Genomic DNA, 22,388 nt, shown 5'->3' with positions numbered 1-22,388 from the left:
ACCGGACACCCGACCGGACGCCCGGCCGGCGCCCCCCGGCGGCCCCGCCGTCGGCCCGGGCTCAGACCCGGGCTCAGACCCGGGTGAGGATGCGCAGCACGTCCAGCGACTTGGGCGCCGTGTCCGGGTCGTCCCCGTCGTTCACCGCCAGCGCGACGTGCGCCTCGCGCGCGGCCCGGACCGCCTCCGGCCAGCCGGGGTGGCCGAAGTAGGCGGAGGCGTGGGCGTCCGCGCCGACCTCGTGCAGCAGCTGGACCACCCGCAGCACCGCGACGTCGACCAGGGCGGCCTCGGCGGAGTCGCGGAAGATCGTGCCCACGTACTTCTCGGCCGACCAGTGGTCCAGCCAGGTGTCCTCGACCAGCCGGTAGACGGCGTCGGTCACGTCGCCGTACCCCTCCCGGCCGTTCAGCCAGGTCTCCTGCTGGAAACCGGGGTCGGACAACATGTGCAGCGCCGAGCGCAGTCGGGCTCGCCAGCGCCACCAGGGCAGGTCGTTGAGCGGCATGCCGTTCATCGTGCTGGAGCGGTGGCCCGGACGAGAAGTGTTTCGGGCAGACCGATGCGAAGAATCTGTGCTGGCGGACATGGAGAACGATCGTACGTTCCCTGTCCGTTCGTACTCCACTCCCGATCTACACGCGTACCCCGCCTGATTTCAGCTCCCGTTACCCGGCCGTTCGTACTTCGGCCCTCTCGGCGTGTGGCGCCGGGGCTTGGCTTGCTCCGGTGCGCCGGATGGCGCCCCAGAGAGGGAAGACCGATGACCAGCCGAAGGGACCCGTTCCGACCCCGGCACCAGTTCGCGCGGCGCCGCCGCCGCCCGATCGCCGCGGCCGCCACCGCCGCGGCCCTGCTCCCCACCCTCTTCTCGGCCTCCGCGTGCGGCGGACCGGCCGATGCCTCCACCAACGGCGGCGACCTCACCGTGATGACCTGGTCCCCGTCCGGCACCGGCTCCGCCGACCGGCCCGGCATGACCGCGCTCGCCGAGGCGATCGGCCGGGACGTCAACCTCAAGGGCGGACTGAACAGCCGCCGGCTGCAGGTGCTCACCTGCAACGAGCACAACACCTCCGAAGGCGCCAAGGCCTGCGCCCAGCGGGCGGTGGACGCCAAGGCGGTCGCCGTGATCGGCTCCTACAGCCAGTACGGCTTCGACTTCATGCCCGTCCTGGAGCGCGCCGGCATCCCCCTGATCGGCGGCTACGGGCTCTCCCAGCCCGAGTTCAGCAGCCCGCTCTCGTACCCGGTGGACGGCGGCATGCCCGCACTGATCGGCGGCAGCGGCCGTCAGCTGGTCGAAGCCGGCTGCAAGGCCGTCGCACTCGTCCGCCCGGACACCCCGTCCGGCGACAACCTGCTCGGCTACCTGGCCAACGCGCTCAAGCCGGCCGGCATCAAGCTGCTCGACGTCAAGGCACCCGAGCAGTCCACCGACTACACGGCGGTGGCCCGCAAGGCGATCGGCCGGGACGAAGCGGCGAACTGCGTCACCAGCGCCCTCGCCGCCGAGCCGACCGGCAACCTGCTGGACTCCTACCGTCGGCTGAACCCGAGGAACACCCGGTTCGCCTCGGTGATCGGCAGCGTGCAGCAGTCGGTGGTCGACTCCACCGGCGGCGACTCCGGCCCGCTGGCCGGCACCTACGTCACCAGCTGGTACCCGCCGGAGTCGGCGAAGGTCTGGGACGGGCTGCGCGCGGTGGTGCGCGCCGACACCACCGGCGGCCACACCATCGACGTCTCCGATCCCGGCGTACAGACCACCTGGGTCGCGTACGAGGTGTTCCGGCTGGTCGCCGAGAAGGTCGCGGCGTCCGGCCGGCAGGTCACCGAGAAGACCGTCACCGGGCTGCTGGACAGCGGCGAGGGCATCGACGTCGGCCTCACCCCGCCGCTGAACTGGGGCACCCCCAACATGCTGCCCAGCACCGAGTCCCCGCGGCTGGTGAACACCTGGGTCACCTACCAGGTGGTCAAGGGCGGCCGGATGACCCTGCAGCAGCCGGGCTTCGTGGACATCCGCTGGGTGCTCACCGGGGGCCGCCCGCCGGCGTGACGCCCGGGCGGCGCAGCACGGACGGCGAAGGACAGCCGACGCAGCACGGGCGGCGCAGCACGGACGACAGGGGGGACGGACGGCGAAGGGGCGGGCCGGCGGGCCCGTTCCCCCGTCCGTCCTACAGGTCGCCGTCGCTGCGGCTGGGCAGGCCGGTCTGGGCGGCGATCGCGTTCCACAGGGTCGAGGCCTGCTTCTTCGCGGTGGTCGCCGTGCCGCTGGCCTGGACGGCGTTCTTGTAGTGCTGGTTGTCCAGCTTCTTGGGGTCGCAGGCGCCGGGCGCCTGCGAGTCCCCGGCCCAGGCCGCGTACTCGTCGTCGGCCTGCGCGGAGGCGGTCCACGCCGCATTGAGCTGCTCGACCAGCTGCTGGCCGCCGGGCAGCTTGTCGGCCTTCAGCTGGCCGAGCTTGGTCTGGAGTTCGCGCCGCTTGCCGGCCGCGCCGGTGAGCGCCTGCTGCGACTCGGGCAGCTTGTCGCACTTCTGCACCGCGGCGACCGCGCCGACCACCGCCGAGCGGCTGTCGCTCGCGGTGCCGAGCAGGTCCGACAGCGGCTGCGCCTGGGCCTTGACCGCCGGGTCGACGGTGGTGCCCGAGCTGCTCGCGCTCGCCGTGCCGGGGGTGGCGCTGCCGGTGGCGGCCACCGGGAGGGTCTTCTTGGCGTCGGCGGCGGGGGTGGTGTCGTCCCCGTTCACCAGGACGGCGACCAGGATGCCGGCCACCGCGAAACCGGCCACCACCCCACCGATGATCAGCTTGTTGGACGGGCGGCCGCCCCGGGCGGCCGGAGCCTGCGCGCCCGCCCGGGTGGTGTCGAAGCCCTGCCCGTGGTCCTGGGCGTAGCCCTGCCCGTGCCCGTGGTCCTGCCCGTAGCCCTGGCCGTAGTTCTGCCCGTAGTCCTGACCGGGGTAGGCCGGCGCCGGCTGCGGCTGCCCGGCCTGCGAGTAGCCCTGGTAGCCGCCCGGGCCGGGCTGCTGCGGGTAGCCGGCCTGGGACTGGCCCGTGGGGTACCCGCCCGCGTACGGGTCCGCGCCCGGGTACGGCGGGAGGTGCTGCGTCTCCGGCGCCGGCTCGTGCTGCGGGACGCCGTAACCGGGCTGCGGAGCGCCGGCCCACGGGGCGGGCTGGGCCGGCATGGCCTGGGTCGGCCGCGCGTGCCCGCCCTCGCCGAGGTACTCCGGCTGCCCGGACGGCTGCCCCACCGGCGGCACGCCCGTCTGCCCCTGCGGGTGGCCCTGGGGGTGACCCTGCGGCTGGCCCGGCGCGCCGCCCTGGGTCTGGCCGGGCTCGGGGCGGAACAGGTCGTCCAGGTTGAAGTCACCCGAGTTGGGGTACGAGCGGCGCTGGCTCAACGCGATTCCTCACCTGTGCACGACCGCGCGCTGACGGCGGACCACATCTCGTCGGTTCTTGGGGGCATCACAGTTCTTTGGACGTCACACCCACGCTACCGGTTCGCCGAACCGGGTGACCACGCGGGCGGGACATCCCTCACGCTCCCCTCACGCCGCCCCGCCGGGGCCCGGGGCCTTGGACCCGCCCTGGTGCCCCGGGCGCGACACTAGGCGGCCTCCGCATCCGCCCGGGCGTGGAACTCACGGACCACCCGCTGCTCCCGGTAGGGCTCCAGCCTGCGCCGGAACTCGTCCAGGTACTCCACGCCCCGGTTGGACCGCAGCCCGCTCAGCAGCCGGACCGCCTGCGCGCCCGTCTCACAGGCGCGTTCGAGGTCCCGCTGCTGCAACTGGGCGGTGGCGAGCAGGACGAGGTCCACCGCGCGGCGGCGGACCCGGGTCGGCGGGTGCAGGTCGAGCGCCCGGCGGGCGTAGTGCTCGGCCTGGCCGGCCTGCTCCAAGTCCCGGTGGCAGTGGGCCAGTTCGTCCGACAGGTAGGCGTCGTCGAAGTGGACGATCCAGTCCGGGTCGTCCTCCGGGCGGCGCTTCTCCATCATCTCCAGCGCCTTGGCCGACACCGCCTCGCAGGAGCGGGCGTCCCCCAGCAGGGCGTGGCCGCGGGCCTCGGCGGCGTAGAACATCGCCATCGCCGTCGGGGTGGCGACCGTCCGGGCGCCCTCCTGCGCGGCGCGGGCGAGCTGGGCGATCTCCCGCGGGTTGCCGAGCGTCGCCGCCAGGTGGCTCATCGACGCCGCCAGCACGTAGCCGCCGTAGCCGCGGTCGTCGGCCGCCTGGGCGAGCCGGAGCGCCTGGATGTAGTAGCGCTGGGCCAGGCCGGGCTGGCCGGTGTCCACCGCCATGTATCCGGCCAGTTCGGTCAACCGGGCCACCGCGGCGAAGAGTTGGCGCCCGGTCTCGTCCCGGTACGCCCCGCCGAGCAGGCTGGAGACCACCGAGTTGAGGTAGTGCACGACCACCGGGCGCACGTGACCGCTGCCGAAGCGGTGGTCCAGGTCGACCAGCATCGCGGTGGTGGCCTTGATCGCGGCCACGTCGGTCGGGCCGACCCGGGGGCCGCCGGTGCGGGCCACCACCGGGTCGGGCGGGGTGATCAGCCAGTCCCGGCTGGGCTCCACCAGCGCAGAGGCCGCGACCGTGGCCCCGGTCAGGAAGTCCCGCCGCCCGACGTCGCTGCGCCAGAGCTCGCAGACCTGCTCCAGGGCGGCGTTCAGGGTCGGCGCGAACTGGAGCCCGATGCCGGAGCTGAGGTTCTTGCCGTCGGCCATGCCGATCTCCTCGACCGACACGCTGCGGCCGAGCTTGCGGCCGAGGGCCTCGGCGATCACGGCCGGCGCCTGCCCGCGCGGCTGCTGCCCGCGCAGCCAGCGGGCGACGGAGGTCTTGTCGTACCGCAGGTCCAGACCGTGCTCGGCGCCGCAGAGGTTGACCCTCCGGGCCAGGCCGGCGTTGGAGCAGCTGGCCTCCTGGATCAGTTGCTGCAGACGCTCGTTGGGCTGTCGTGCGACGAGTGGTCTTGCGGCCATTGGGTTTCGCCTCCCCACACCCTCCGGTCCCGGCCGGCGGGCGACGATTCTGCTGATCTGTTGCCGACTGTCCGACCGTCCAAGGAATCTGACACCAGGTTAGCGATCAGCAACGCCAGCGGGATACCCACGGTGACGATCCGCACCCCCCACGCGCCCTGGGAAATGCTCCTGTGCGCCCCCACTGCGCCTGCCCCCGCCCGCCTCAACTCGGTCGAGTAACCGGTTCGGGTGACATTGCCGGTATGCGCCCAACCGGCTTGCGCCGGGCCGTAACCAGCCTCACACACGGTAGTTGAGCAGCGCGTGGAAGACATCCCCGACTCCCCCGACCAGGGCAAGACCGCCGCACTGCCCCCGCTGCTCATCGAAGCCGTCGGCTACGCCGAGAACCGCCACTGGGAGGTCGCTCCCGGCGCCTGGCTGATCGACGGCGACGGGCCCGCCCGCTGCTCCTGCGGCGACCGGCGCTGCCTGCTGCCGGGGGCCCACCCGCTCGACGCGGACTGGGCCCGCAAGGCGAGCGCCGGGCCGGGGGCGGTGCGGCGCTGGTGGACCGAGCGGCCGCAGGCCTCGATCCTGCTGCCCACCGGCCGGTCCTTCGACGTCCTGGACGTCCCGGAGACGGCCGGCTGCCTGGCGCTCGCGCGGATGGAGCGGATGGACCTCCAGCTGGGCCCGGTCGCGGTGCTGCCCGCCTCACCCGGCCGGATCGGCCGGCGGCTGCACTTCCTGGTGCTGCCCGGGGTCGCGGCCAAGCTGCCGGAGATGCTCCGCAAGCTCGGCTGGCCGCCCGGCCGGCTGGACCTGGTGGCCCGCGGCGAAGGGGACTGGACGGTCGCCCCGCCCTCCCGGATCGGCGGCACCGGCTACGCCCAGTGGGCCCGCTCCCCCTCGGCGCTCAACCGCTGGCTGCCCGACGCCGCCGAGCTGATCAGCCCGCTCGCGTACGCCTGCGGACGCGAGGCGCCCGCGGCCGCCCACCCCCAGCCCGCCCAGCCGGCGGCAGCGGTGCGCTGAACGGGCGCGGCAACGGTTCACCGCCGCGGTTCACCACCGCGGTTCACCACCCTGGTTCACCGTCTCGTGAACGGCCTCGTGAACCGCCCCGATTCACTGCCCCGATTCACCGCCCCGTGAACGGCCGCCCTCCGCCTATCGGGTGAGGGCGCGCAGCGCGCGACACCCCGCGCCCGGCTGACGGGCCTTGTCTCCCACCGGAGGCGAGGCCCGTCACACGCATGTGCGGATAAGGCCTCCGTGTACCCGCTGATCATGGGCGAAAGCCCCCCGGACGAGTGACAACGCTCAAGGATTGCCATGATCGGCCGAGGGGAGGAATTGCGGTGCGAGGGGACGCCGGAGGGAGCGCTCGGACGGGGAAGCCGGGCGAGGCGGTGGAGGGGCCGGGAGGGAATGGAGGGGATGGAGGGGACGGGAGGGACGGAGGGGACAGGGAGGGAACGGGGAGGCGAAAGGGCCCGCTGCACGGGGAGCAGCGGGCCCTTCGCGTCGTTCCGGGAAGCACGTTCCCCGGGCCCGGAAGCGTTCCTCCGGGCCCGGAGGGCGCGTTCCTCAGGCCTGGGCGACGAAGACGTGCTGGGCGATGTCCTTGCCCAGCTCCGCCGCGTTCTCCCCGGTGCCGACCAGCACGCCGCCGACGCCGGCGCTGACCCGCACGGTGGAGCCCGGCCGGATCCCGGCCCGGCGCAGCGTGCGCATCAGTTCGCCGTCGGTCTGGATCGGCTCGCCGATCCGGCGGACCACCACGCTGGCGCCGCCGTCACCCGGCTTGACGGTGTCCAGCGGGACGAGCGCGGCGTCGAAGCCCTCGCCCTCGGCCTTGGCGTCGCCCAGCTCGTCCAGGCCCGGGATCGGGTTGCCGTACGGGGACTGGGTCGGGTGGCCGAGCATGGCGAGCACCTTGCGCTCGACCGTCTCGCTCATCACGTGCTCCCAGCGGCAGGCCTCCTCGTGGACCTGCTCCCACTCCAGTCCGATCACGTCGACGAGCAGGCACTCGGCGATGCGGTGCTTGCGCATGACGCGCACGGCGAGCCGGCGCCCGTCGTCGGTCAGTTCGAGGTGGCGGTCCCCCGCCACCTGCAACAACCCGTCGCGCTCCATCCGGCCGACCGTCTGGCTGACCGTCGGGCCGCTCTGCTCCAGTCGCTCGGCGATCCGGGCGCGCATCGGGACGATGCCTTCCTCCTCCAGCTCCAGGATGGTGCGAAGGTACATCTCAGTGGTGTCGATCAGCCCAGACATCGCCGCTGGCTCCGTTCTTCGGTGTCCTCACCGCCAATTCTGACGTACTGCACCGACAACCGGGCCCGCGCAAGGGCCCCGGGTCCCGGTTTTCGTTCCTGTTGACAGCGGTGCCGCCGGGGCGCCACGGTGCTCGCCGTAGCTTTCTCCACTGGCGACCCGGACCCGACCGGACCGCCCCACCCGGCCGGCTCCCCCACCGGCAGAGAGCGAAGGCAACAGATGAACGACCTGGTCGGCCGGTACTTCGACGCCGCGATCGCCCATCTCCAGCGGGTCCGGGAGGAGGAGGCCGACGCCATCGAGGCCGCCGCGGCACTGCTCGCCGAGGCGATCACCGAGGGCCGCCGGGTGTTCACCTTCGGTGCCGGGCACTCCGCGCTGCCGGCCCAGGACGTGGTCTACCGGGCCGGCGGGCTGGTCCCGATGAACCTGCTGAACGTCCCCGGGATGGCGGGGGTGACGGTGATGCCCGCGCCGCTGGCCAGCGCGCTGGAGCGGGTGTCCGGCCTGGCCACCACCACCCTGGACCTGACCCCGGCCGCCTCCGGCGACCTGCTGTTCGTGATCTCGCTGTCCGGCCGCCAGGTGATGCCGGTCGAGCTGGCCCGGTACGCCCGGGAGCGCGGTCTGAAGGTGATCGGCGTGACCTCGCTGGCGTACCCGGGCGAGGTGCCCCCGGCGCACCCGTCCGGCACGTACCTGAAGGACAACTGCGACGTGGTGCTGGACAGCAAGATCGCGGTCGGGGACGGCGAGCTGACCCACCCGGCCGCCGAGACCACCTTCGGCCCGGTCTCCACCATCGTGACCAGCGCGCTCATGCAGGCCGTGGTCGCCTCGGCGGTCGGCCGGCTGGCCGACGCGGCGGCCGGGGGCACCGCCGCGGCCCCGCCGCTGTTCCGCTCCGGCAACGTCCCCGGCGGCACCGAGTGGAACGCCAAGCAGATGGCCGACAACGCCGACCGGATCCTCTACACCTACTGACGCCCACCGGTCGCGCCCACGGGCACGCCGGGCCACGCAGGGTGTCCGCCCGCCCACCGAAAGTACCCGGGCCGGACAATCCACCGGGGCATCCCGGCCATTGCGGGCGGCCCGGGGGCGGGCCAGGCGTACCGGGAAGCCGCCCGGGGCAGGAGGGCGGTGCGACCGGAGCGACGGGTGGGGGCCGGACATGGCGTCTGGGGCGGGACGGACGGGGTGGGTGCGCGAGCGGGAACTGCTGCCCGGGTTCTTCTGGGCCGCCGACGCGGCCTCGCTGCGCGGCCAGCGGCGTTCGGTGCTGCTCTCCGCCTGGGAGCTGCTCCTGCTGGTGGCCGCCGCCGCGACCGGCTCGGCCGACGGCGAGCCGTGGGCCTGGCCGGCGGCCGCCGCCTACCTCGGCGCGATCGTCCTCGCGGTGGTGATCAGCCGGCAGAACCCGCAGGGGCTCTGGTACGAGGGCCGGGCCGCCGCCGAGTCGGTCAAGACGCTGGCCTGGAAGTTCGCCGTCCGGGCGGACGCCTACCAGCCGCCGCCGCACACCCTGCCGGACGCGGAGGGCCTGTACCGCGTCCAGCTCGGCGGGGTGCTGGGCGCCTTCCGGGACAGCCGGGTGGTCACGCCGGGCGCCGGGGCGGAGCTCGCCGGGATCACGGCGGCGATGCGCGACCTGCGCGAGCAGCCGCTCGCGGTGCGGCGCGAGGTGTACCTGCGGGAGCGGATCCAGGTGCAGCACGACTGGTACCGCGCCAAGTCCCGGTACTGCGCCCGGGCCGGGGCCCTGGCGGGGGTGCTGGGCGTGGTGCTCCCGGCGCTCGGGCTGGTGCTCGCGGTGCTGCGGGCGCTCGGCGCGTTCACCTACGACGCGTTGGGCACCGTCTCGGCGGTGGCCGCCTCGATCACCGCGTGGGCGCAGCTGCGCCAGTACCGCCCGCTGGCCGCCGCGTACGGGCTGGCCGCCGACGAGCTGGAGCTCATCCGGCGCCAACTGGCCCGGCTGGACGTGGAGTCGGCGGACGCCGAGGAGCTCTGGGCCCGGCTGGCCCGGGACGCCGAGGACGCGGTCTCCCGCGAGCACACCACCTGGCAGGCCCGCCGGGAGATCCGCACCACCACCGACCGGGACCACTGAGGAGGCCGCAGGTGTCGTTACGGATGGTCAAGGCCCCGGACGGTCGCGCCCTCGCCGTCGAATCCCTGGGCGACCCGCGCGGCCGCCCGGTGTTCCTGCTGCACGGCATGCCCGGCAGCCGGGTGGGCCCGCACCCGCGCAGCACCGTGCTGTACCGGCTGGGGGTGCGGCTGATCTCCTACGACCGGCCGGGCTACGGCGACTCGACCCGCCAGTTCGGCCGCCGGGTGAGCGCGGCGGCCGCCGACGTGCGGGCCATCGCGGACGACCTCAAGCTGGACGGCTTCGCGGTGCTCGGCCGCTCCGGCGGCGGCCCGCACGCGCTGGCCTGCGCGGCGCTGCTGCCGGAGCGGGTCAGCCGGGTGGCGGTGCTGGTCGGCCTGGCGCCGCGCAACGCGGCCGGCCTGGACTGGTACGCCGGGATGACCCCGTCGAACGTGCACGCCTACCAGGAGGCGGAGCGCGGGCACGGCCGGATCGCCGACGCGATGGAGTTCCGCTCCCGGCAGATCAAGGACGACCCGGTCCGGCTGCTGAACGGGCTGCGACCCGAACTGTCGCCCGCCGACCGGGAGGTGGTGGCCGACAGCGGGCTGCGGCGGATGCTGCAGAGCAACTACCGGGAGGCGTTCCGGCACGGCGCGGACGGCTGGATCGACGACGTGCTGGCGTTCACCGCCGACTGGGGGTTCAAGGTCGAGGACATCGCGGTGCCGAGCTGGCTGTGGCACGGCACCGACGACCAGTTCTCCCCGGTCGAGCACTCCCGCTGGCTGGGCGACCACATCCCCGGCGCCGAGCTCTTCCTGGAGCCCGGCGCCGCGCACTTCGGCGCTTTCCGGGTGCTGACCACCGCCCTGGCCTGGGCGGCGGGCTGAGGCCTCAGACCGTCACCGGGGTGACCGGCGCTCCCCCGCCCAGCACGGCCAGGACGTTGTCCACGGCCAGGCCGCCCATCGCCTGCCGGGTGGCGACGGTGGCACTGCCCAGGTGCGGGGCCAGGACGGCGCGTTCCTGGGCGAGCAGCGCGGACGGGACGGCCGGCTCGTGCTCGAAGTTGTCCACGGCGGCGGCGAACAGCGCGCCGGACTCCAGCGCGGCGGCCAGCGCCTCCTCGTCCACCACTCCGGCGGTCATGCTGACCACCACCGCCCCGCGCGGCAGCAGGGCGAGGCGGCGGGCGTCCAGCAGGTGCCGGGTGGCGGCGCTGAGCGGGGCGGTGACGACCAGCACCGTGGAGTGGGCGAGCAGGTCCTCCAGCCGCCGCCAGGTGGCGCCGTCGGCTTGCTCGGGCGGCAGCTCGCGGCGGTTGTGGTAGCTGACCGGCATGTCGAAGGCGCGGGCCCGGCGGGCCACCGCCTGCCCGATCCGGCCCATGCCGAGCACGCCCAGCGGGGTGCCGGCCAGCTCCATGCCGAGCAGGAAGTTCGGCGCCCAGGTCCAGGGGCTGCCGGAGCGCAGCAGGCGCTCGCCCTCGCCGAGGCGGCGGGTGGCGGCCAGCAGCAGCGCCCAGGCCATGTCGGCGGTGGCGGTGGTGAGCACGCCGGGGGTGTTGGAGACCAGCACGCCGCGTTCGGCGCAGGCGGCCAGGTCGATGTTGTGGTGCCCCACGGCGTGGTTGGCGACGATCTCCAGGGACGGCCCGGCCGCGTCCAGGAACTCGCCGTCGACCCGGTCGTCCAGGGTGGTGAGCACGGCGCGGCGGCCGCGGACGGCGGCCAGCAGGTCGGCCCGGGCCATCGCCTGGTCGGAGTCGTGGCAGGTGACGGCGTGGCGCGCGGTGAGCCGTTCGATCACCCCGGGCGCGAGGCGCCGGGTGACCAGGACCGGGGGCGGGGGCGGGGTCTGCTCGCTCAGGCGCCCACCTCGCTTTCGCTCGGCGGTCCCTTCGTGAGACGCGCCCCCTTCCATGACTCGCTCGCTTCGCTCGCTCATGGTGCCGCAGCGTACCCGCCGCCCCCGCGCGTCGGCCGTGCTCACCCTGCCGCTTACACCGGCTGCGGCTCCAGGTCCCGGTTGATCCGCTTCCAGCCGCGCGCCGCGACCGTGTTGGGGTGCTCCTCGCCGAACTGCCGGATCAGCTCGCCGATCGCGCGGGCCCGCAGTTCGGCGGCCTGGGTGTGCCGGCCGGCCGAGCGCAGGGTGATCGACAGGTTGGCCTCGCAGGCGACGGCGTCCGGGTGCCGGGGCGTGTAGCGCTCGCACAGGCCCTGGTAGGCGGCCCGGCCGAGTTCCTCGGCGAGGCCGATCTGGCCGTCGTCGCCGTAGGCGTTGGCCAGGTTGATCACCGCGTTGAGGGTGTACGGGTGGTCCGCTCCGACGGAGTCGGTGAGCCCCTCGACGGTGAGCCGGCCGCGTTCGATGGCGCCCTGGATGTCACCGCTGCCGCGCAGGTAGATGCCGAGGTTGTTGGCGCAGGCCAGGGTGAAGGGGTGTTCGTCGCCGAACAGGCGGCGGTGGCCTTCGAAGACGGTGGAGCAGAGGTCGCGGGCGGCCTCCTTGTCGCCGGAGGCGCTGTGGTCGGCGGCCAGGTTGAGCGCGCAGGCGAGCGCGTCGGGGGCGTCGGCGCCGTAGCGCTCCAGGTAGCGCTCGTAGGTCTCCTTGGTGATCCGGCGGGCTTCGGCGAGCGCGCCGATGCGGCGCAGTGAGACGGCCAGGGACTTGGCGTTGCGCAGGTTCTCCGGCAGGTCGGGGTCGAGGACGTCGCCGAGGTCGGAGGTGACTTCCTGGAGCAGGTCCACCGAGCCGCGGTAGTCGCCGAGTTCGCGCAGGTCGCGGGCGAGGTTGGACTTGGTGGAGAGGGTGTAGGGGTGCCGGGGGCCGAGGACGGCCGTGCGCCGGTCGAGGGTCTCCTGGTCGAGTTCGCGGGCGGCCTCGCTGTTGCCGACGAGCCGGTAGTCGATGGCCAGGTTGTTGGCCATGGAGAGCGTGCGCGGGTTGTCGTCGCCGAACAACTCGCGGAACTGGTCGAGGATTTCGCGGTCGAGGTCGAGTGCGGCCTGGAACCGGCCGAGTGCCCGGCGGTCGGCGCCGAGGGAGCCGGCCGTCATCAGGGTGTACGGGTGGTGCTCGCCGAGCAGGGCCCGCTGGCGTTCCAGGGTGTCCTCGTCCAGGGCCAGGGCTTCCGCGTAGTTGCCCTGGGAGCGCAGCACGTTGGCGAGTTGGAAGCGCAGCAGCAGGGTCTGCCGGTCGTTCTCGCCGAGCTTGTTGGTCCACTCGGTGTCCAGGGCGTGGCCGAGGTCGCGGGCGCGGTCGAGTTCGCCGCGCTTCCAGAGGTAGCGGACGCGGTCGATGAGCAGCTGGCGGGTGTCCGCCTCGTCGCAGTTGTGCGCCTTGGAGGGCGACAGGTGCGGCCAGATCTCGTCGAAGGCGGGCCAGTTGGCGGGGTCGTCGGTGTCGCCGAGGACCGGCCGGGCGCCGGTCAGGATGCGATGCACCTCGTGGACGGCGATCTCCTGTTCGTCGTCGGTCATCTCGGCCCGGATCACCGCCTGGACGAGCCGGTGCACCTGGAAGCTGTTGCTGCCGGCGTCGACCTTGGCCAGCGCGTACCGGCCGATCGCCTGGATCACCTTGCCCAGCATGAACTTGTCGCTGAGGTCGGCGTCGTACTTCACCAGCGCCCGGATCATCTGGTCGCTGTAGAAGAGGTTCATCGAGATCGGCTCGGGCGCGAAGAACGCGCAGAGCTGGAGGAGCCGGACGGCGGCCGGGGACTGCTGGCGCAGCCGGCCGATGGAGACGTTCCAGGTCGCGCCGACCGGGGTCGGGTAGTCGGCGGGGCGGGCGACGGCCAGCGCACGGGCCGCCTCGGCGTGCAGTTGGGCGACGTAGGTCTCCACCGGGGTGCCGGTGGTGTCCAGCCAGGCGGCCGCGACCTCGACGGCGAGCGGCAGGTCGCCGACCGCCTCGGCGACCCGGTCGGCGTCCGGGCGGGACAGGCCGCGGGCGCGCCGGCACAGGTGCTCGACGCTCTCGCCGCGGGTGAAGACGTCCACCTCCAGCGCCTCGGCGTGCCCGGTCCAGGCCTGGTTCCGGGAGGTGACCAGGATGTGGCCGGAGCCGCCGGGGAAGAAGCGGCGGATCTCGGCCGGTTCGTCGGCGTTGTCGAAGATCAGCAGCCAGCGCGAGGTGGGCACGCCGCGGCGCAGCGCCTCCCGGGCGGCCTCGGCGGCCTCGGTGACGGAGTCGCCGACGCGCAGGCCGAGCCGGCGGGCGAGGTCGGCGAGGGCGGGGGCGACGAGTTCGGTCTGTTCGGCGTCGATCCACCAGACCAGGTCGTAGTCGGACATGAACCGGTGCGCGTACTCCAGCGCGACCTGGGTCTTGCCGACGCCGCCGAGCCCGTACAGCGTCTGGGGGGTGGGCAGGACGGCCGCCATGCCGCCGCGCAGCTGGTTGCGCAGCTGCTCCAGGACGGCGGCGCGGCCGGTGAAGGAGGGGTTGCGCGGCGGCACGTCCCACACGGTCGGCTTGCTGCCGGGGAAGCGCGGCCCGCCGCCGTTGGGCTCGTTCAGGACGACGTCGCCGCGGCCGAGGGCGCGCAGCAGGGTCTGGACGGACTGCGTCTCGTCGCGGCCGACGAGGTCGACGGGGTTGCGGTTGCTGAAGGGTGCGGTGAGCCTGACGTCGCCGACGCGGACGGGGACGAGCTGGCGCCGGGTGCCGGCGGGGTCGGAGTTGACCACGGACTCCCACAGCGCCCGGGCCTGCGGGGAGCGCTGGTAGGCGGGCGAGAGCACGGCGACGGTCCGGTAGGCGGCGTCGATGCCGCGTTCGGTCTCCTCGCGCGTGTCGGTGCCGGCGCTGAGGTCGCGGGGCAGCACCCGGAAGCCGGCCCGGGTGAGCACGGACTCGATCCAGTCCGCCCACATCCGGTCCTCGGGGACGTAGGAGAGGTAGAGGTCGGCGGGGACGGACGGGCGGCGGCGGGTGAACGCGTCCACGTAGCGCAGCCGTAGTTCCTCGTCCATGACCGGCAGGGAGGTGACCTTGCGCTGGGTGATCATCGCGGTGAGCCGCTCGCAGGCGGCGAGCATCGAGGTGGGGGTGCCGGTCTGGTCGCCGAAGGTGGCGAGGATCTCCTCGTAGGCGTAGAACGGCCGGTACGGGATCTCCACCGAGCCCCAGTAGGAGGCGAGTTCCTCGCCGTTGAGGCCGGCCGGCAGCCCGTCGAAGCGGACCCGGGCGAGGGAGCGGCCGGCGTCGGCCTTCTCCTTCTCGCCCTCGTCGATGCGCATCGGGACGGGCAGGATGCGGATGCCGCGCTCGCGGTAGCGGTCGTGGATGTGCTGGGCGATCCGGGAGGCACCGTCGATGGACTGGTCGCTCAGGGTGAAGCAGACCACCAGGTCGTCGGGCATCTGGACGGTGCAGATCTCGGCGATGTCGGACAGTCCGGTGCGCGAGTCGATGAGCACGTAGTCGTACCGCTTGCTCATGTCGGCCTTGAGGGCGTCGAAGAACTGCCCGCCGTCGAAGCGGTCGTAGAAGATGTCCCAGTCCAGGTGGGTGACGGCCTCGGAGTAGTCCCGGTTGAACTGGCCGGCGGACAGGAAGTCCAGGCTGCCCCCGGTCGGGAACAGCGGCCAGGACAGCGACAGCGCGTGCGGGTGCACCCTGGCGAAGTCCAGGTGCCAGCCCTCGGCGTGCTCGACCGGGCGCAGGGCCTCCTCGCGGTACTCGGCGATCAGGTCCATCATCCCGGTCGTGCCGGCCAACGAGGCCGGATCGAGGAAGGGGTGGAAGAACTTGGCCAGGCCCGGCGCCTCCAGGTCCCAGTCCACGGTGAGCACCCGGTAGCCGTTGGCGGCCAGGATCCAGGCGGTGTTGGCGAGCGCCATGGTGCGCCCGGTGCCGCCCTTGTAGGAGTAGAAGGTGATGATCCGGCCGTTGCGGTCCTGCTCCACGGACCGTCGCTCGGCCTCCCGCTGGGAGGCCAGTTCGGCCACGGTGAGGCCCCCGACGCGGAAGTTCCTGGTGGGGTTCTCGCTCATCTGGGTCGTCCTCCCAAGGGCGCCATCCCGTCATCGGGGTCATCGCCGTCGTCACGGTCTGGGTGGTCGTCGGGTCCGGAGCCGTCCTGCCCGAAGGGGGCGTCGCGGCCGAACGGGGCCGCGCCCGGACCGCGCCGGAAGGCGTCCCGCAGGTTCGGGCGGGGCGGCGGCGGATCCTCCGGCTCGGCCCTGGTGCGGCCCTCGAAGGCGTACTTGGCCTTCATGGCGGCCCGGGGCAGCGCGTCGTCGAAGTCCTCCAGGGTGTTCAGCCCGGTCGGGCCGGTCACGCCGAGGAAGCTGGGGCGGCTCGCCCGCCGGGTGATGCGCAGCGCCTGGTCGCTCAACTCTCCGAGGTCGCCGCCGCGTTCCTCGCACTCGGGGTCCTCGGTGTTCCACGGCTCCAGGACGCTCACCCAGGTGGCGTCCGAGCGGTCGAAGCGGCGGACCAGCTCCCGGCGGTCCGGATCGCGCAGCGCCCACCGGTCGAGCAGGAGCAGGCCGGGGGCGGCCGCCTCCCCCTCGATGATGGACTCGACCTCGTCGTCGAACTCGTGCACGGTCGGCTGGAACCCCAACTGCCGGGCCAGCCGCACCGCGTGCTGGGCGATCGGCGAGCCGGCCGGGCGATAGGGGTGCCAGTCGGTGCGCCGGGCGCCGTAGAAGTCGGGATTGCGGTCGGGCGGCAACTCGCCCTGATGGTAGGAGAGTACGGAGATCCGCAGCTGCTTGGTCGGCGCGCTCACGTCGAAGGCGCTGGGCAGCCCGTTGAAGTCCAGCCGCCGCCCGACCGGGATCACCGTCTCCTCCGCCACCTGCACGATCCGCGCCGCCAACCGGTGCACGGCCAGCTCGTAGGCGGAGCGGAAGTAGGTGAGCTTCATCAGCGCGTACAGGCCCTCGGTGGCGTAGTCCGGGCCGAAACTGGCGTGGTTGAACTGGAGTTCACTGGCCACCTTGGGCAGCCGGTAGCGGCTCATCGGCGCCCACAGCACCGGCACGATGCCGCTGGTGCGCTCCGCGTCGATCGTCGCCGGGTACACCGGGCGGCGGGTGAAGGCGTGCCACTCCTGCCCGCACGGGACGCTGTTGAAGTACCGGGGCGAGTACAGCGGTACGAACACCCGGCAGGTCGCCAGTTCCTCCGACAGCCGCTCCGCCCACAACTCCCCCTGGTGCATGGACTCGTCCATGAAGCCGACCGGCACCCCGGCCGGGACCGTCGTCAGCTGCAGCACCGCCTCGCACAGGTCCCGGTACAGCTGGCGGACCCAGTGGTTCGGGTCACCGGCGCCGCGCGTGCCGGCCTTCGGGGTGTGCGCGTAGGAGAGGAAGAAGTACGGCCGGGCATCGTCCTCGTCCCAGCCACGGTCGTTCACACGCGCCTCCCCCGGGCCCGTCGGCAACCTGGTTCCCGCAGCCCCCGTGCGGCGGGGTCTCAGTGTAGGAACGACTGAGGACCCAAGGGAATAGCACAACGAGTCGTACGAATTGACATGACCGAAACGACGCGGCTGTGCGCCCGCTTATCGTGGCTCCAGCACGTCCGCCACGGAGTACAAGGAAGGTAGCCATGGAGCACCTCAACTGGCAGCAGCCGAGCTTCAGCAGCGATCAGGCGAACTGCCTCGAAATCGCGTCCGACGGCGACCTCGTCTACCTCCGCGAGTCCGACAACCCCACCCACATCGTCACCACCACCCGCACCAAGCTCAACGCCTGGCTCCTCGGCGCCAAGGCCGGCGAGTTCGACCACTTCATCGCCTGACCTCCACGGCCGGGCATGGCGCGGGCCCGCCTGGAGAAGGCGGGCCCGCGTGCCATGTATGGCACCTACGTCCGATCCCGTCGATCCCGAAGCCGCTCGGACCGGGCCTGGCACACACCGCCGACGGCGGCGGCCAGCAGGATCAGGACCAGCATGCCCGTCACGCCCGGCCCCGCCGGCGCTTGAACTCGCGCAGCAGAGCCAGCAGGTTGATCAAGGTACTGGCCGGGATGTTGCCGATGGAGATCAGAGCGCGGCCGTTCAGGTCGGTCTCGCCGGACTGGGCGGACGGCCAGAGGAGGCCGAACTCCCGCCCCTCTGTACGGAGATCGACGATCAGTTCGGTGATCTGCCGCCCGGTGAGCTGCCGCAGGGCCGGGTCGGCGGGGTGGATCGGGTGGTGGGCGATCACGCGGCGCCGTCCAGCTCGAACCAGACGCGCTTGCCGAGCTTCTGCGGCTCCGCACCCCAGCGGTGCATGAGCCCCTCCACCAGCATCAACCCCCGCCCGGACTGGGCGAATGGGTCGGGCTTCCGCTGCTCGGGCAGCACGGGACTGCGGTCCGCGACGGTGACGCGGAGCGTCCCGTGGACGACGGCGACCAGGACGACGGGCGCGGCGGTCAACCCGTGCCGCCAGGCGTTCACCACCAGCTCCACGAGCGCGAGTTCGGCATCCCCGATGGAGGAGTTGGGGTACCCGGCGCGCGCCATGGTGTCGCGCAACGCCTCGCGAGAGACGGTGAGGGAGGGGGAGTTGAGGTTGGGGTCACACATGGGGAATCTCCCAGCGGTGCAGAGGGGCTACGCACAGACGCAACTGACGACCCGTCTGGCGAGCAGTGCACAAAGACTGTAACCACGAAAAGACCAGTTTTGCAACACACCCTGCGCACGCGCCTACACTGTGCGTAGCAGTCGCACCGTCCATCCGAGAAGGGACTGCCATGGGACTCAGGGTTTACATCACCGAACGCCAGCGCCGGTTCGGTGAGGAACTTCGCCGTCTACGCGAGGGTGCCGGAATGTCCGGCCCTGAGATTGGCGAGTTGCTCGGCATGAAGGGCCCCGCCGTGAGCCACACCGAGGCCGGAAGGCTGAGCCTCAACCTCGAACGGTTGCACGTTTGGCTCGACGTGTGCGGTTCGGATGACCCCAACTATCGCGCCGGGCTCATCAGTTTGTGCCAGAGCAGCGGCAAGGGTTGGTGGGACGCTTACAAGCCGTACGTCGTGACCCCAGCGCTCGACCTGGCCGAGTTCGAGGCCGCCGCCACCGCCCTGGACACGTACGAAACCCTCCTGATCCCCGGGCTCCTCCAGACCAAGGGATACATGGAGATCATCCTCGAATACGCCGAGAAGAAGGTCGAGTTCCGCCGCAAGCGCCAACAGATCCTGAGCATCGATAACGGGGTGCCATTCCATGCCGTGATCCACGAAGCGGCACTACGCACGATGTACGGCGGGCCTACCGTCATGCGCGACCAGCTGAACCACCTGATGGAGGTAGGCACGCTGCCTCACGTGACGATCCAGATCCTCCCGTTCGACTGCCCCGTCTTCGCTTCGACCGATACGTCGTTCATGACGCTCCATGGCCCTCACGCCAAGCTGAACACGGTCCTGCTGGAGACGCCACAAGGCGCGTCCTTCCTGGGAGAACCCGAAGCAGTAGCTTCATTCCGGCGCAAGTTCGACCGACTCAAGGGCCTTGCACTCCCTCCTCTGGAGGCCAAATCTGTCGGACCTTCACCCGCCTATCGTGACTCCTGGGGCCTGCTCCAGCACGTCCGCTACGGAGTACAAGGAAGGTAGCCATGCAAGAACTCACCTGGCAGAAGTCGAGCTTCAGCGGGGAGGAAGCCAACTGCGTCGAGATCGCCTCCGACAGCAACTTCGTCTACATCCGCGAGTCCGACGACCCCGCCCACATCGTCACCACCACCCGCACCAAGCTCAACGCCTGGCTCCTCGGCGCCAAGGCCGGCGAGTTCGACCACTTCACCGCCTGACCCACACAGCGCAGAAGGGCGGCTCCCGCGAACTCGCGGGAGCCGCCCTTCCCCCAGGTGCCGCCGTCACACTGCGGTGGGCCTCGGGACGATCCAGAGCTCGGCCGGGCCGCTGATGATGACGGACTCCAGGCGGGCCGGCGTCGGGCTGGCCGGGTCCAGAACGCTGCCGGGGTAGGCGCCGAAGAGGCCGCCCAGGGCCACTTCGGCCTCCAGCCGGGCCAGGGGTGCGCCGAGGCAGAAGTGCGGGCCGTAGCCGAAGGACAGGTGTTCCTTGTCGGGGCGGGTCGGGTCGAAGTCGTCCGGCCGGTCCGGGTGGACCTCCGGGTCCCGGCCGCCCGCGCCGAATCCGAGCAGGATCGGCTCGCCCTGCCGGATGACCACGCCCTCGCCGAGGTCGATGTCCTCCAGCGGGTAGCGGAGCGGGATGTGCATCACCGGGCTCTCGTGGCGCAGGGTCTCCTCGATGACGTCCTCCCACGCGAGGGCGCCCTCGCGGACCTGGGCCAGGTAGCGGGGGTGGGTGAGGAGCGCCTGGACGGCGCTGGTGATGAGGTTGACGGCGGTCTCGTACCCGGCGCCGAGCATCAGGAAGAGCTCGTCGCGGGACTCCTCCTCGGCGCGGCCCGTGTCGCCGCCGGTGCTGACGGCGGCCACGTCGCTGGCGAGGTCGGGCCCGGGGTCGCGCCGTTTGAGCTCCAGCAGTTCGACCAGCACCACGTTGATCTCCGCCCGCGCGAGCGTCATCTGCTCGGTCGTCGCCGTCGTCGTCAGCAGGGTGTCCATCGACCGGCCGATCTGCGGCCGCATGTCGGCGGGTACGCCGAAGAGGTCGCAGATCACCGTCATGGTGAGCGGGAGCGAGAGGGCCCGGCGGATGTCCACGGCCTCGCCGGGGGCGAGGTCACGGAACGCGCCGACCAGGGCGGCGGTCGTCGCCTCGATCCCGGGCCGCAGCGCGGACACCCGGCGGGGCGAGAACGAGGGCGCCATCCGTCGTCGTGCCGAGCGGTGTTCGTCGCCGTAGCGGTTGAAGAAGTTCTGCTGGAACGCGATCGGGCCCATCGGCCACCCCTCGGGCACCGAGGCCAGGCCGGGCCAGTGCTTGCGCGGGTCGCGGGAGACCCGCGGATCGCCGGTCAGGGCGCGGATCACCGAGCTGCGGGTCACGGACCAGGCGATGATGCCGCCGGGGAGTTCGACCCGCACGGCGGGCCCGGCGGCGCGGAGCTCCGCGTTCTGCTGGTGCAGGGCCCGGGCGGTCATGTCCAGCACCGGGCAGCCGTTGTCGTCTGGAGCCATGGCATTGCTCCTCAGGATCTCTCGGGGGTGCCCCGGCAGTCCGTGCCGCGACACGTCCTGCCGTGTCCGGGGCCTGGGCTCCGTTCTAGAGCGGCGCGGAGCGGTCGTCAACGGGCCGGGACGGTGTTACCAGGATCATCCAGTCAGACGGACTGTGCACCGTCTACACCGACGGTCACGCCGAACCGGCCCAGGTCCGGCCTCCCCTCCTCCTCCCCCCCCACCACCAGGCCGGCTCGCTTGCGCAGCTCTCGCAGCTTCTTCCCCAGCTCGGACTTGGACTGTCCGAGCCGTTCCGGATCCAGAGACACTCAGCCGCTTGCTCTCACGTACTCCGAGAAAGGAACCGACTCGGATTCGGCCAAGCGCTTCCACTCGACGAATCGGATCGGGTCGCCGTCGAACACCTCGCGACTGATCTGCGTCCCGTCCGGGCGGTAGTTCATCAGGACCACCCTGGACTCGTCGAACATCCAGAAATCCTGATCCGGTAAGCCCGGATTCTCGCGGCCGGTCAGGTCGAGAATCCGGATGTCCTCGCCGGCCGCGACGTTGTGGGCATAGTGCGCGAACTCGAAACGGAGGTAGTCCGTCAGGGGCCGGGTGATCACGTGATCGCGCCGAACAGCTCCGTCGCCACCGAACCTGCTGCGAGCGTTGCACAAGAAGTCGGCCCCACCGACTTCTTGTGCGACGCCGCACCCGCTTGCCCGCGTCCTGGGCGGCAGGCCTGGCTCGCGGTATGTTCCGGCGGCTCCTTGCTCCTCGCAAGGAGCCGCCGGCCAACAGTTCCTCGGAGCGGGAGACCCCGGGCAAGCTCCTTGTTCCAGACCCGGAATATGCCCAAGACCGCGTGGACAGGCATCGAAGGGAGCCCCAGCGTCGTTGACGAGTCAGGAGGCACCCGCCTGGAGGAGGTCAGCATGGCTGAGCGCCCACAACTACTGCCTCTTGCCGGCAAGTTCGACAGCCCGAGATGCGGCGATGACGACTGCCCGACCATGCACTCCACCGATCAAGGACGTCCGTGGTCCGGGGGGCAACCCTTCACCGCTCTGAAGGCACCCACCGGGAGTCCACCGAGGTTCCCCGACACGTTCCGAAGGAGGCCATCCGTGTTCTTGGATGGTGACCAGTGGCGCGCCCACTTCGACAGCTACCAGCACGAAGCGTTCCGGTTCGAGGCGCAGCCCGCCTACACCATGCCCAGGGAAGCAGAGAGCCTGGCCCGCTTTCTGCGCGGCGAGCCGAAGCCGGTCAATCACAACGCGGCGTGGCACCGGAGGGTGCACGGCTTCGTCTCCTCGGGGCGGACGATCGGCCGCGTCCGGGTGGTGCGCCGCCCCCTCACGGACTACCAGCGGTACCAGTTCGCCTGGGGCATCCCCGGCAACATCGCCGCCGGGGAAGGCATTCGGATCCTGGACGCCACTGAAGGGAACTTCGGCATTCCCGACCAGGACTGGTGGCTGTTCGATGACACCTCGGCAGTCCACCTGAACTTCCGACCTGACGGCACCCAGATCAACCGGGAGCTGGTCAGCGGCGACATGCGCCGCCACCGCGAGTGGAAAAGAATCGCCCTGGCTCACTCCGTGCCGTTTTCCGAATACCTGAAGTCGGCCCCACCGACTTCTTGCGCAACACCGCATCCGTCGGCCCGCGTCCCAGGTGTCCTGGGACGCGGGCCGACGTCATGACCGGGCCGGGCCTGTGCGGAGAGCGCAGCCCAGCCCCCTCCACAGGTAGGCGCGTCCTTGTGCGTAGGAAGTCGGTGAGGCCGACTTCCTACGCACAAGAGACCTGGACAGGACCGTCGCCGCTTCGGCGGGGCCGGACCCGGCCTTCCTGCACTCCCTGGTCAACACCGGGATGATCCTGGCCGTCCAGGTGCCCGTGATGATCGGCCTGGCGCTGGTGCTGGCCGT

General features: G+C 72.1%; 20 protein-coding genes. 9 read left to right on the top strand and 11 right to left on the bottom strand.

Translation table 11 applies throughout. The features are described 5' to 3' along the window. Nucleotides 1–73 precede the first annotated feature (73 nt). Nucleotides 74–508 carry a hypothetical protein gene (locus AB0O19_RS11245; RefSeq protein ID WP_363619140.1) on the bottom strand — a complete coding sequence of 145 codons (435 nt, stop codon included), beginning with the start codon at nt 506–508 and terminating at the stop codon, nt 74–76. Nucleotides 509–763: 255 nt separating this feature from the next. On the opposite strand from AB0O19_RS11245, the gene AB0O19_RS11240 reads away from it, so the two are divergent. Next, on the top strand, nt 764–2,062 hold the full coding sequence (locus tag AB0O19_RS11240) for an ABC transporter substrate-binding protein (protein ID WP_363619139.1): 1,299 nt from the start codon (nt 764–766) through the stop codon (nt 2,060–2,062). Between the two features lie 121 nt (nt 2,063–2,183). Here AB0O19_RS11240 and AB0O19_RS11235 read toward each other — a convergent pair whose 3' ends face one another. Together AB0O19_RS11235 and AB0O19_RS11230 are read right to left on the bottom strand one after the other, a co-directional pair. Further along, nucleotides 2,184–3,413 (bottom strand): hypothetical protein, encoded by a 1,230-nt coding sequence (locus AB0O19_RS11235; protein WP_363619138.1) that lies wholly within the window; start codon nt 3,411–3,413, stop codon nt 2,184–2,186. Nucleotides 3,414–3,622: 209 nt separating this feature from the next. Continuing rightward, nucleotides 3,623–4,999 carry a transcriptional regulator gene (locus tag AB0O19_RS11230; RefSeq protein WP_363619137.1) on the bottom strand — a complete coding sequence of 459 codons (1,377 nt, stop codon included), beginning with the start codon at nt 4,997–4,999 and terminating at the stop codon, nt 3,623–3,625. Nucleotides 5,000–5,305: 306 nt separating this feature from the next. Here AB0O19_RS11230 and AB0O19_RS11225 point away from each other — a divergent pair, with 306 nt between their 5' ends. After that, nucleotides 5,306–6,019 (top strand): bifunctional DNA primase/polymerase, encoded by a 714-nt coding sequence (locus AB0O19_RS11225; RefSeq protein ID WP_363585006.1) that lies wholly within the window; start codon nt 5,306–5,308, stop codon nt 6,017–6,019. A 555-nt stretch (nt 6,020–6,574) separates the two neighbouring features. Here the strand turns inward: AB0O19_RS11225 and AB0O19_RS11220 are convergent. Beyond that, a complete protein-coding gene (locus tag AB0O19_RS11220; RefSeq protein ID WP_350877579.1) occupies nt 6,575–7,267 on the bottom strand; it encodes a metal-dependent transcriptional regulator in 693 nt (230 codons plus the stop codon). Between the two features lie 222 nt (nt 7,268–7,489). On the opposite strand from AB0O19_RS11220, the gene AB0O19_RS11215 reads away from it, so the two are divergent. From AB0O19_RS11215 to AB0O19_RS11205, 3 genes are all read left to right on the top strand, one after another. Continuing rightward, nucleotides 7,490–8,254 carry a sugar isomerase domain-containing protein gene (locus tag AB0O19_RS11215; RefSeq protein WP_363619136.1) on the top strand — a complete coding sequence of 255 codons (765 nt, stop codon included), beginning with the start codon at nt 7,490–7,492 and terminating at the stop codon, nt 8,252–8,254. Nucleotides 8,255–8,474: 220 nt separating this feature from the next. Further along, entirely contained in the window at nt 8,475–9,383 is a 909-nt protein-coding gene (locus AB0O19_RS11210) for a DUF4231 domain-containing protein (RefSeq protein ID WP_363585002.1), read from the top strand. A gap of 23 nt (nt 9,384–9,406) precedes the next feature. Beyond that, nucleotides 9,407–10,261 carry an alpha/beta hydrolase gene (locus tag AB0O19_RS11205; protein WP_363585072.1) on the top strand — a complete coding sequence of 285 codons (855 nt, stop codon included), beginning with the start codon at nt 9,407–9,409 and terminating at the stop codon, nt 10,259–10,261. A gap of 4 nt (nt 10,262–10,265) precedes the next feature. Here AB0O19_RS11205 and AB0O19_RS11200 read toward each other — a convergent pair whose 3' ends face one another. The 3 genes from AB0O19_RS11200 to AB0O19_RS11190 form a co-directional block, all read right to left on the bottom strand. Beyond that, nucleotides 10,266–11,318 (bottom strand): D-glycerate dehydrogenase, encoded by a 1,053-nt coding sequence (locus tag AB0O19_RS11200; protein WP_363619135.1) that lies wholly within the window; start codon nt 11,316–11,318, stop codon nt 10,266–10,268. Between the two features lie 53 nt (nt 11,319–11,371). After that, nucleotides 11,372–15,292: an FxSxx-COOH system tetratricopeptide repeat protein gene (fxsT, locus tag AB0O19_RS11195; protein WP_363619243.1), complete on the bottom strand. Its 3,921-nt coding sequence runs from the start codon at nt 15,290–15,292 to the stop codon at nt 11,372–11,374. Nucleotides 15,293–15,375: 83 nt separating this feature from the next. After that, nucleotides 15,376–16,755: a TIR-like protein FxsC gene (locus AB0O19_RS11190; protein WP_363619134.1), complete on the bottom strand. Its 1,380-nt coding sequence runs from the start codon at nt 16,753–16,755 to the stop codon at nt 15,376–15,378. A 194-nt stretch (nt 16,756–16,949) separates the two neighbouring features. On the opposite strand from AB0O19_RS11190, the gene AB0O19_RS11185 reads away from it, so the two are divergent. Further along, nucleotides 16,950–17,144: a DUF397 domain-containing protein gene (locus tag AB0O19_RS11185; protein ID WP_363584996.1), complete on the top strand. Its 195-nt coding sequence runs from the start codon at nt 16,950–16,952 to the stop codon at nt 17,142–17,144. Nucleotides 17,145–17,304: 160 nt separating this feature from the next. Here the strand turns inward: AB0O19_RS11185 and AB0O19_RS11180 are convergent, their stop codons facing one another. Together AB0O19_RS11180 and AB0O19_RS11175 are read right to left on the bottom strand one after the other, a co-directional pair. Beyond that, nucleotides 17,305–17,556: a hypothetical protein gene (locus tag AB0O19_RS11180; RefSeq protein WP_363619133.1), complete on the bottom strand. Its 252-nt coding sequence runs from the start codon at nt 17,554–17,556 to the stop codon at nt 17,305–17,307. Further along, a complete protein-coding gene (locus AB0O19_RS11175) occupies nt 17,553–17,921 on the bottom strand; it encodes an ATP-binding protein (RefSeq protein ID WP_063348181.1) in 369 nt (122 codons plus the stop codon). Before AB0O19_RS11175 ends, AB0O19_RS11180 begins: the two co-directional genes overlap by 4 nt. A 170-nt stretch (nt 17,922–18,091) precedes the next feature. Here AB0O19_RS11175 and AB0O19_RS11170 point away from each other — a divergent pair, with 170 nt between their 5' ends. Together AB0O19_RS11170 and AB0O19_RS11165 are read left to right on the top strand one after the other, a co-directional pair. Further along, nucleotides 18,092–18,961, top strand: coding sequence for a helix-turn-helix transcriptional regulator (locus tag AB0O19_RS11170; RefSeq protein ID WP_363619132.1), 870 nt, complete (start codon nt 18,092–18,094; stop codon nt 18,959–18,961). 2 nt (nt 18,962–18,963) lie between these two features. Next, nucleotides 18,964–19,158 (top strand): DUF397 domain-containing protein, encoded by a 195-nt coding sequence (locus tag AB0O19_RS11165; protein WP_363619131.1) that lies wholly within the window; start codon nt 18,964–18,966, stop codon nt 19,156–19,158. Nucleotides 19,159–19,224: 66 nt separating this feature from the next. Here the strand turns inward: AB0O19_RS11165 and AB0O19_RS11160 are convergent, their stop codons facing one another. Both AB0O19_RS11160 and AB0O19_RS11155 read right to left on the bottom strand, forming a co-directional pair. Then, the gene (locus AB0O19_RS11160) at nt 19,225–20,460 is read right to left on the bottom strand and encodes a cytochrome P450 (protein ID WP_363619130.1); all 1,236 of its coding nucleotides are present in this window, start codon (nt 20,458–20,460) and stop codon (nt 19,225–19,227) included. 311 nt (nt 20,461–20,771) lie between these two features. After that, nucleotides 20,772–21,125 (bottom strand): DUF6879 family protein, encoded by a 354-nt coding sequence (locus AB0O19_RS11155; RefSeq protein ID WP_363619129.1) that lies wholly within the window; start codon nt 21,123–21,125, stop codon nt 20,772–20,774. 450 nt (nt 21,126–21,575) lie between these two features. Between AB0O19_RS11155 and AB0O19_RS11150 the strand changes: the two genes are divergently transcribed. After that, a complete protein-coding gene (locus AB0O19_RS11150) occupies nt 21,576–22,160 on the top strand; it encodes a DUF6879 family protein (protein WP_363619128.1) in 585 nt (194 codons plus the stop codon). The last annotated feature ends 228 nt before the right edge of the window (nt 22,161–22,388 follow it).

Origin of the sequence: Kitasatospora sp. NPDC091276, assembly GCF_040684355.1 — a bacterium.
In the GTDB taxonomy this organism is placed as follows: domain Bacteria; phylum Actinomycetota; class Actinomycetes; order Streptomycetales; family Streptomycetaceae; genus Kitasatospora.
This window is presented reverse-complemented; position numbering and strand designations above follow the sequence as displayed.

Coding starts and splice junctions, on each gene's coding strand:
- AB0O19_RS11245 (WP_363619140.1), bottom strand. CDS start 508: ATGCCGCTCAACGACCTGCCCTGGTGGCGCTGGCGAGCCCGACTGCGC.
- AB0O19_RS11240 (WP_363619139.1), top strand. CDS start 764: ATGACCAGCCGAAGGGACCCGTTCCGACCCCGGCACCAGTTCGCGCGG.
- AB0O19_RS11230 (WP_363619137.1), bottom strand. CDS start 4,999: ATGGCCGCAAGACCACTCGTCGCACGACAGCCCAACGAGCGTCTGCAG.
- AB0O19_RS11220 (WP_350877579.1), bottom strand. CDS start 7,267: ATGTCTGGGCTGATCGACACCACTGAGATGTACCTTCGCACCATCCTG.
- AB0O19_RS11215 (WP_363619136.1), top strand. CDS start 7,490: ATGAACGACCTGGTCGGCCGGTACTTCGACGCCGCGATCGCCCATCTC.
- AB0O19_RS11205 (WP_363585072.1), top strand. CDS start 9,407: ATGGTCAAGGCCCCGGACGGTCGCGCCCTCGCCGTCGAATCCCTGGGC.
- AB0O19_RS11200 (WP_363619135.1), bottom strand. CDS start 11,318: ATGAGCGAGCGAAGCGAGCGAGTCATGGAAGGGGGCGCGTCTCACGAA.
- AB0O19_RS11185 (WP_363584996.1), top strand. CDS start 16,950: ATGGAGCACCTCAACTGGCAGCAGCCGAGCTTCAGCAGCGATCAGGCG.
- AB0O19_RS11175 (WP_063348181.1), bottom strand. CDS start 17,921: ATGTGTGACCCCAACCTCAACTCCCCCTCCCTCACCGTCTCTCGCGAG.
- AB0O19_RS11170 (WP_363619132.1), top strand. CDS start 18,092: ATGGGACTCAGGGTTTACATCACCGAACGCCAGCGCCGGTTCGGTGAG.
- AB0O19_RS11165 (WP_363619131.1), top strand. CDS start 18,964: ATGCAAGAACTCACCTGGCAGAAGTCGAGCTTCAGCGGGGAGGAAGCC.
- AB0O19_RS11160 (WP_363619130.1), bottom strand. CDS start 20,460: ATGGCTCCAGACGACAACGGCTGCCCGGTGCTGGACATGACCGCCCGG.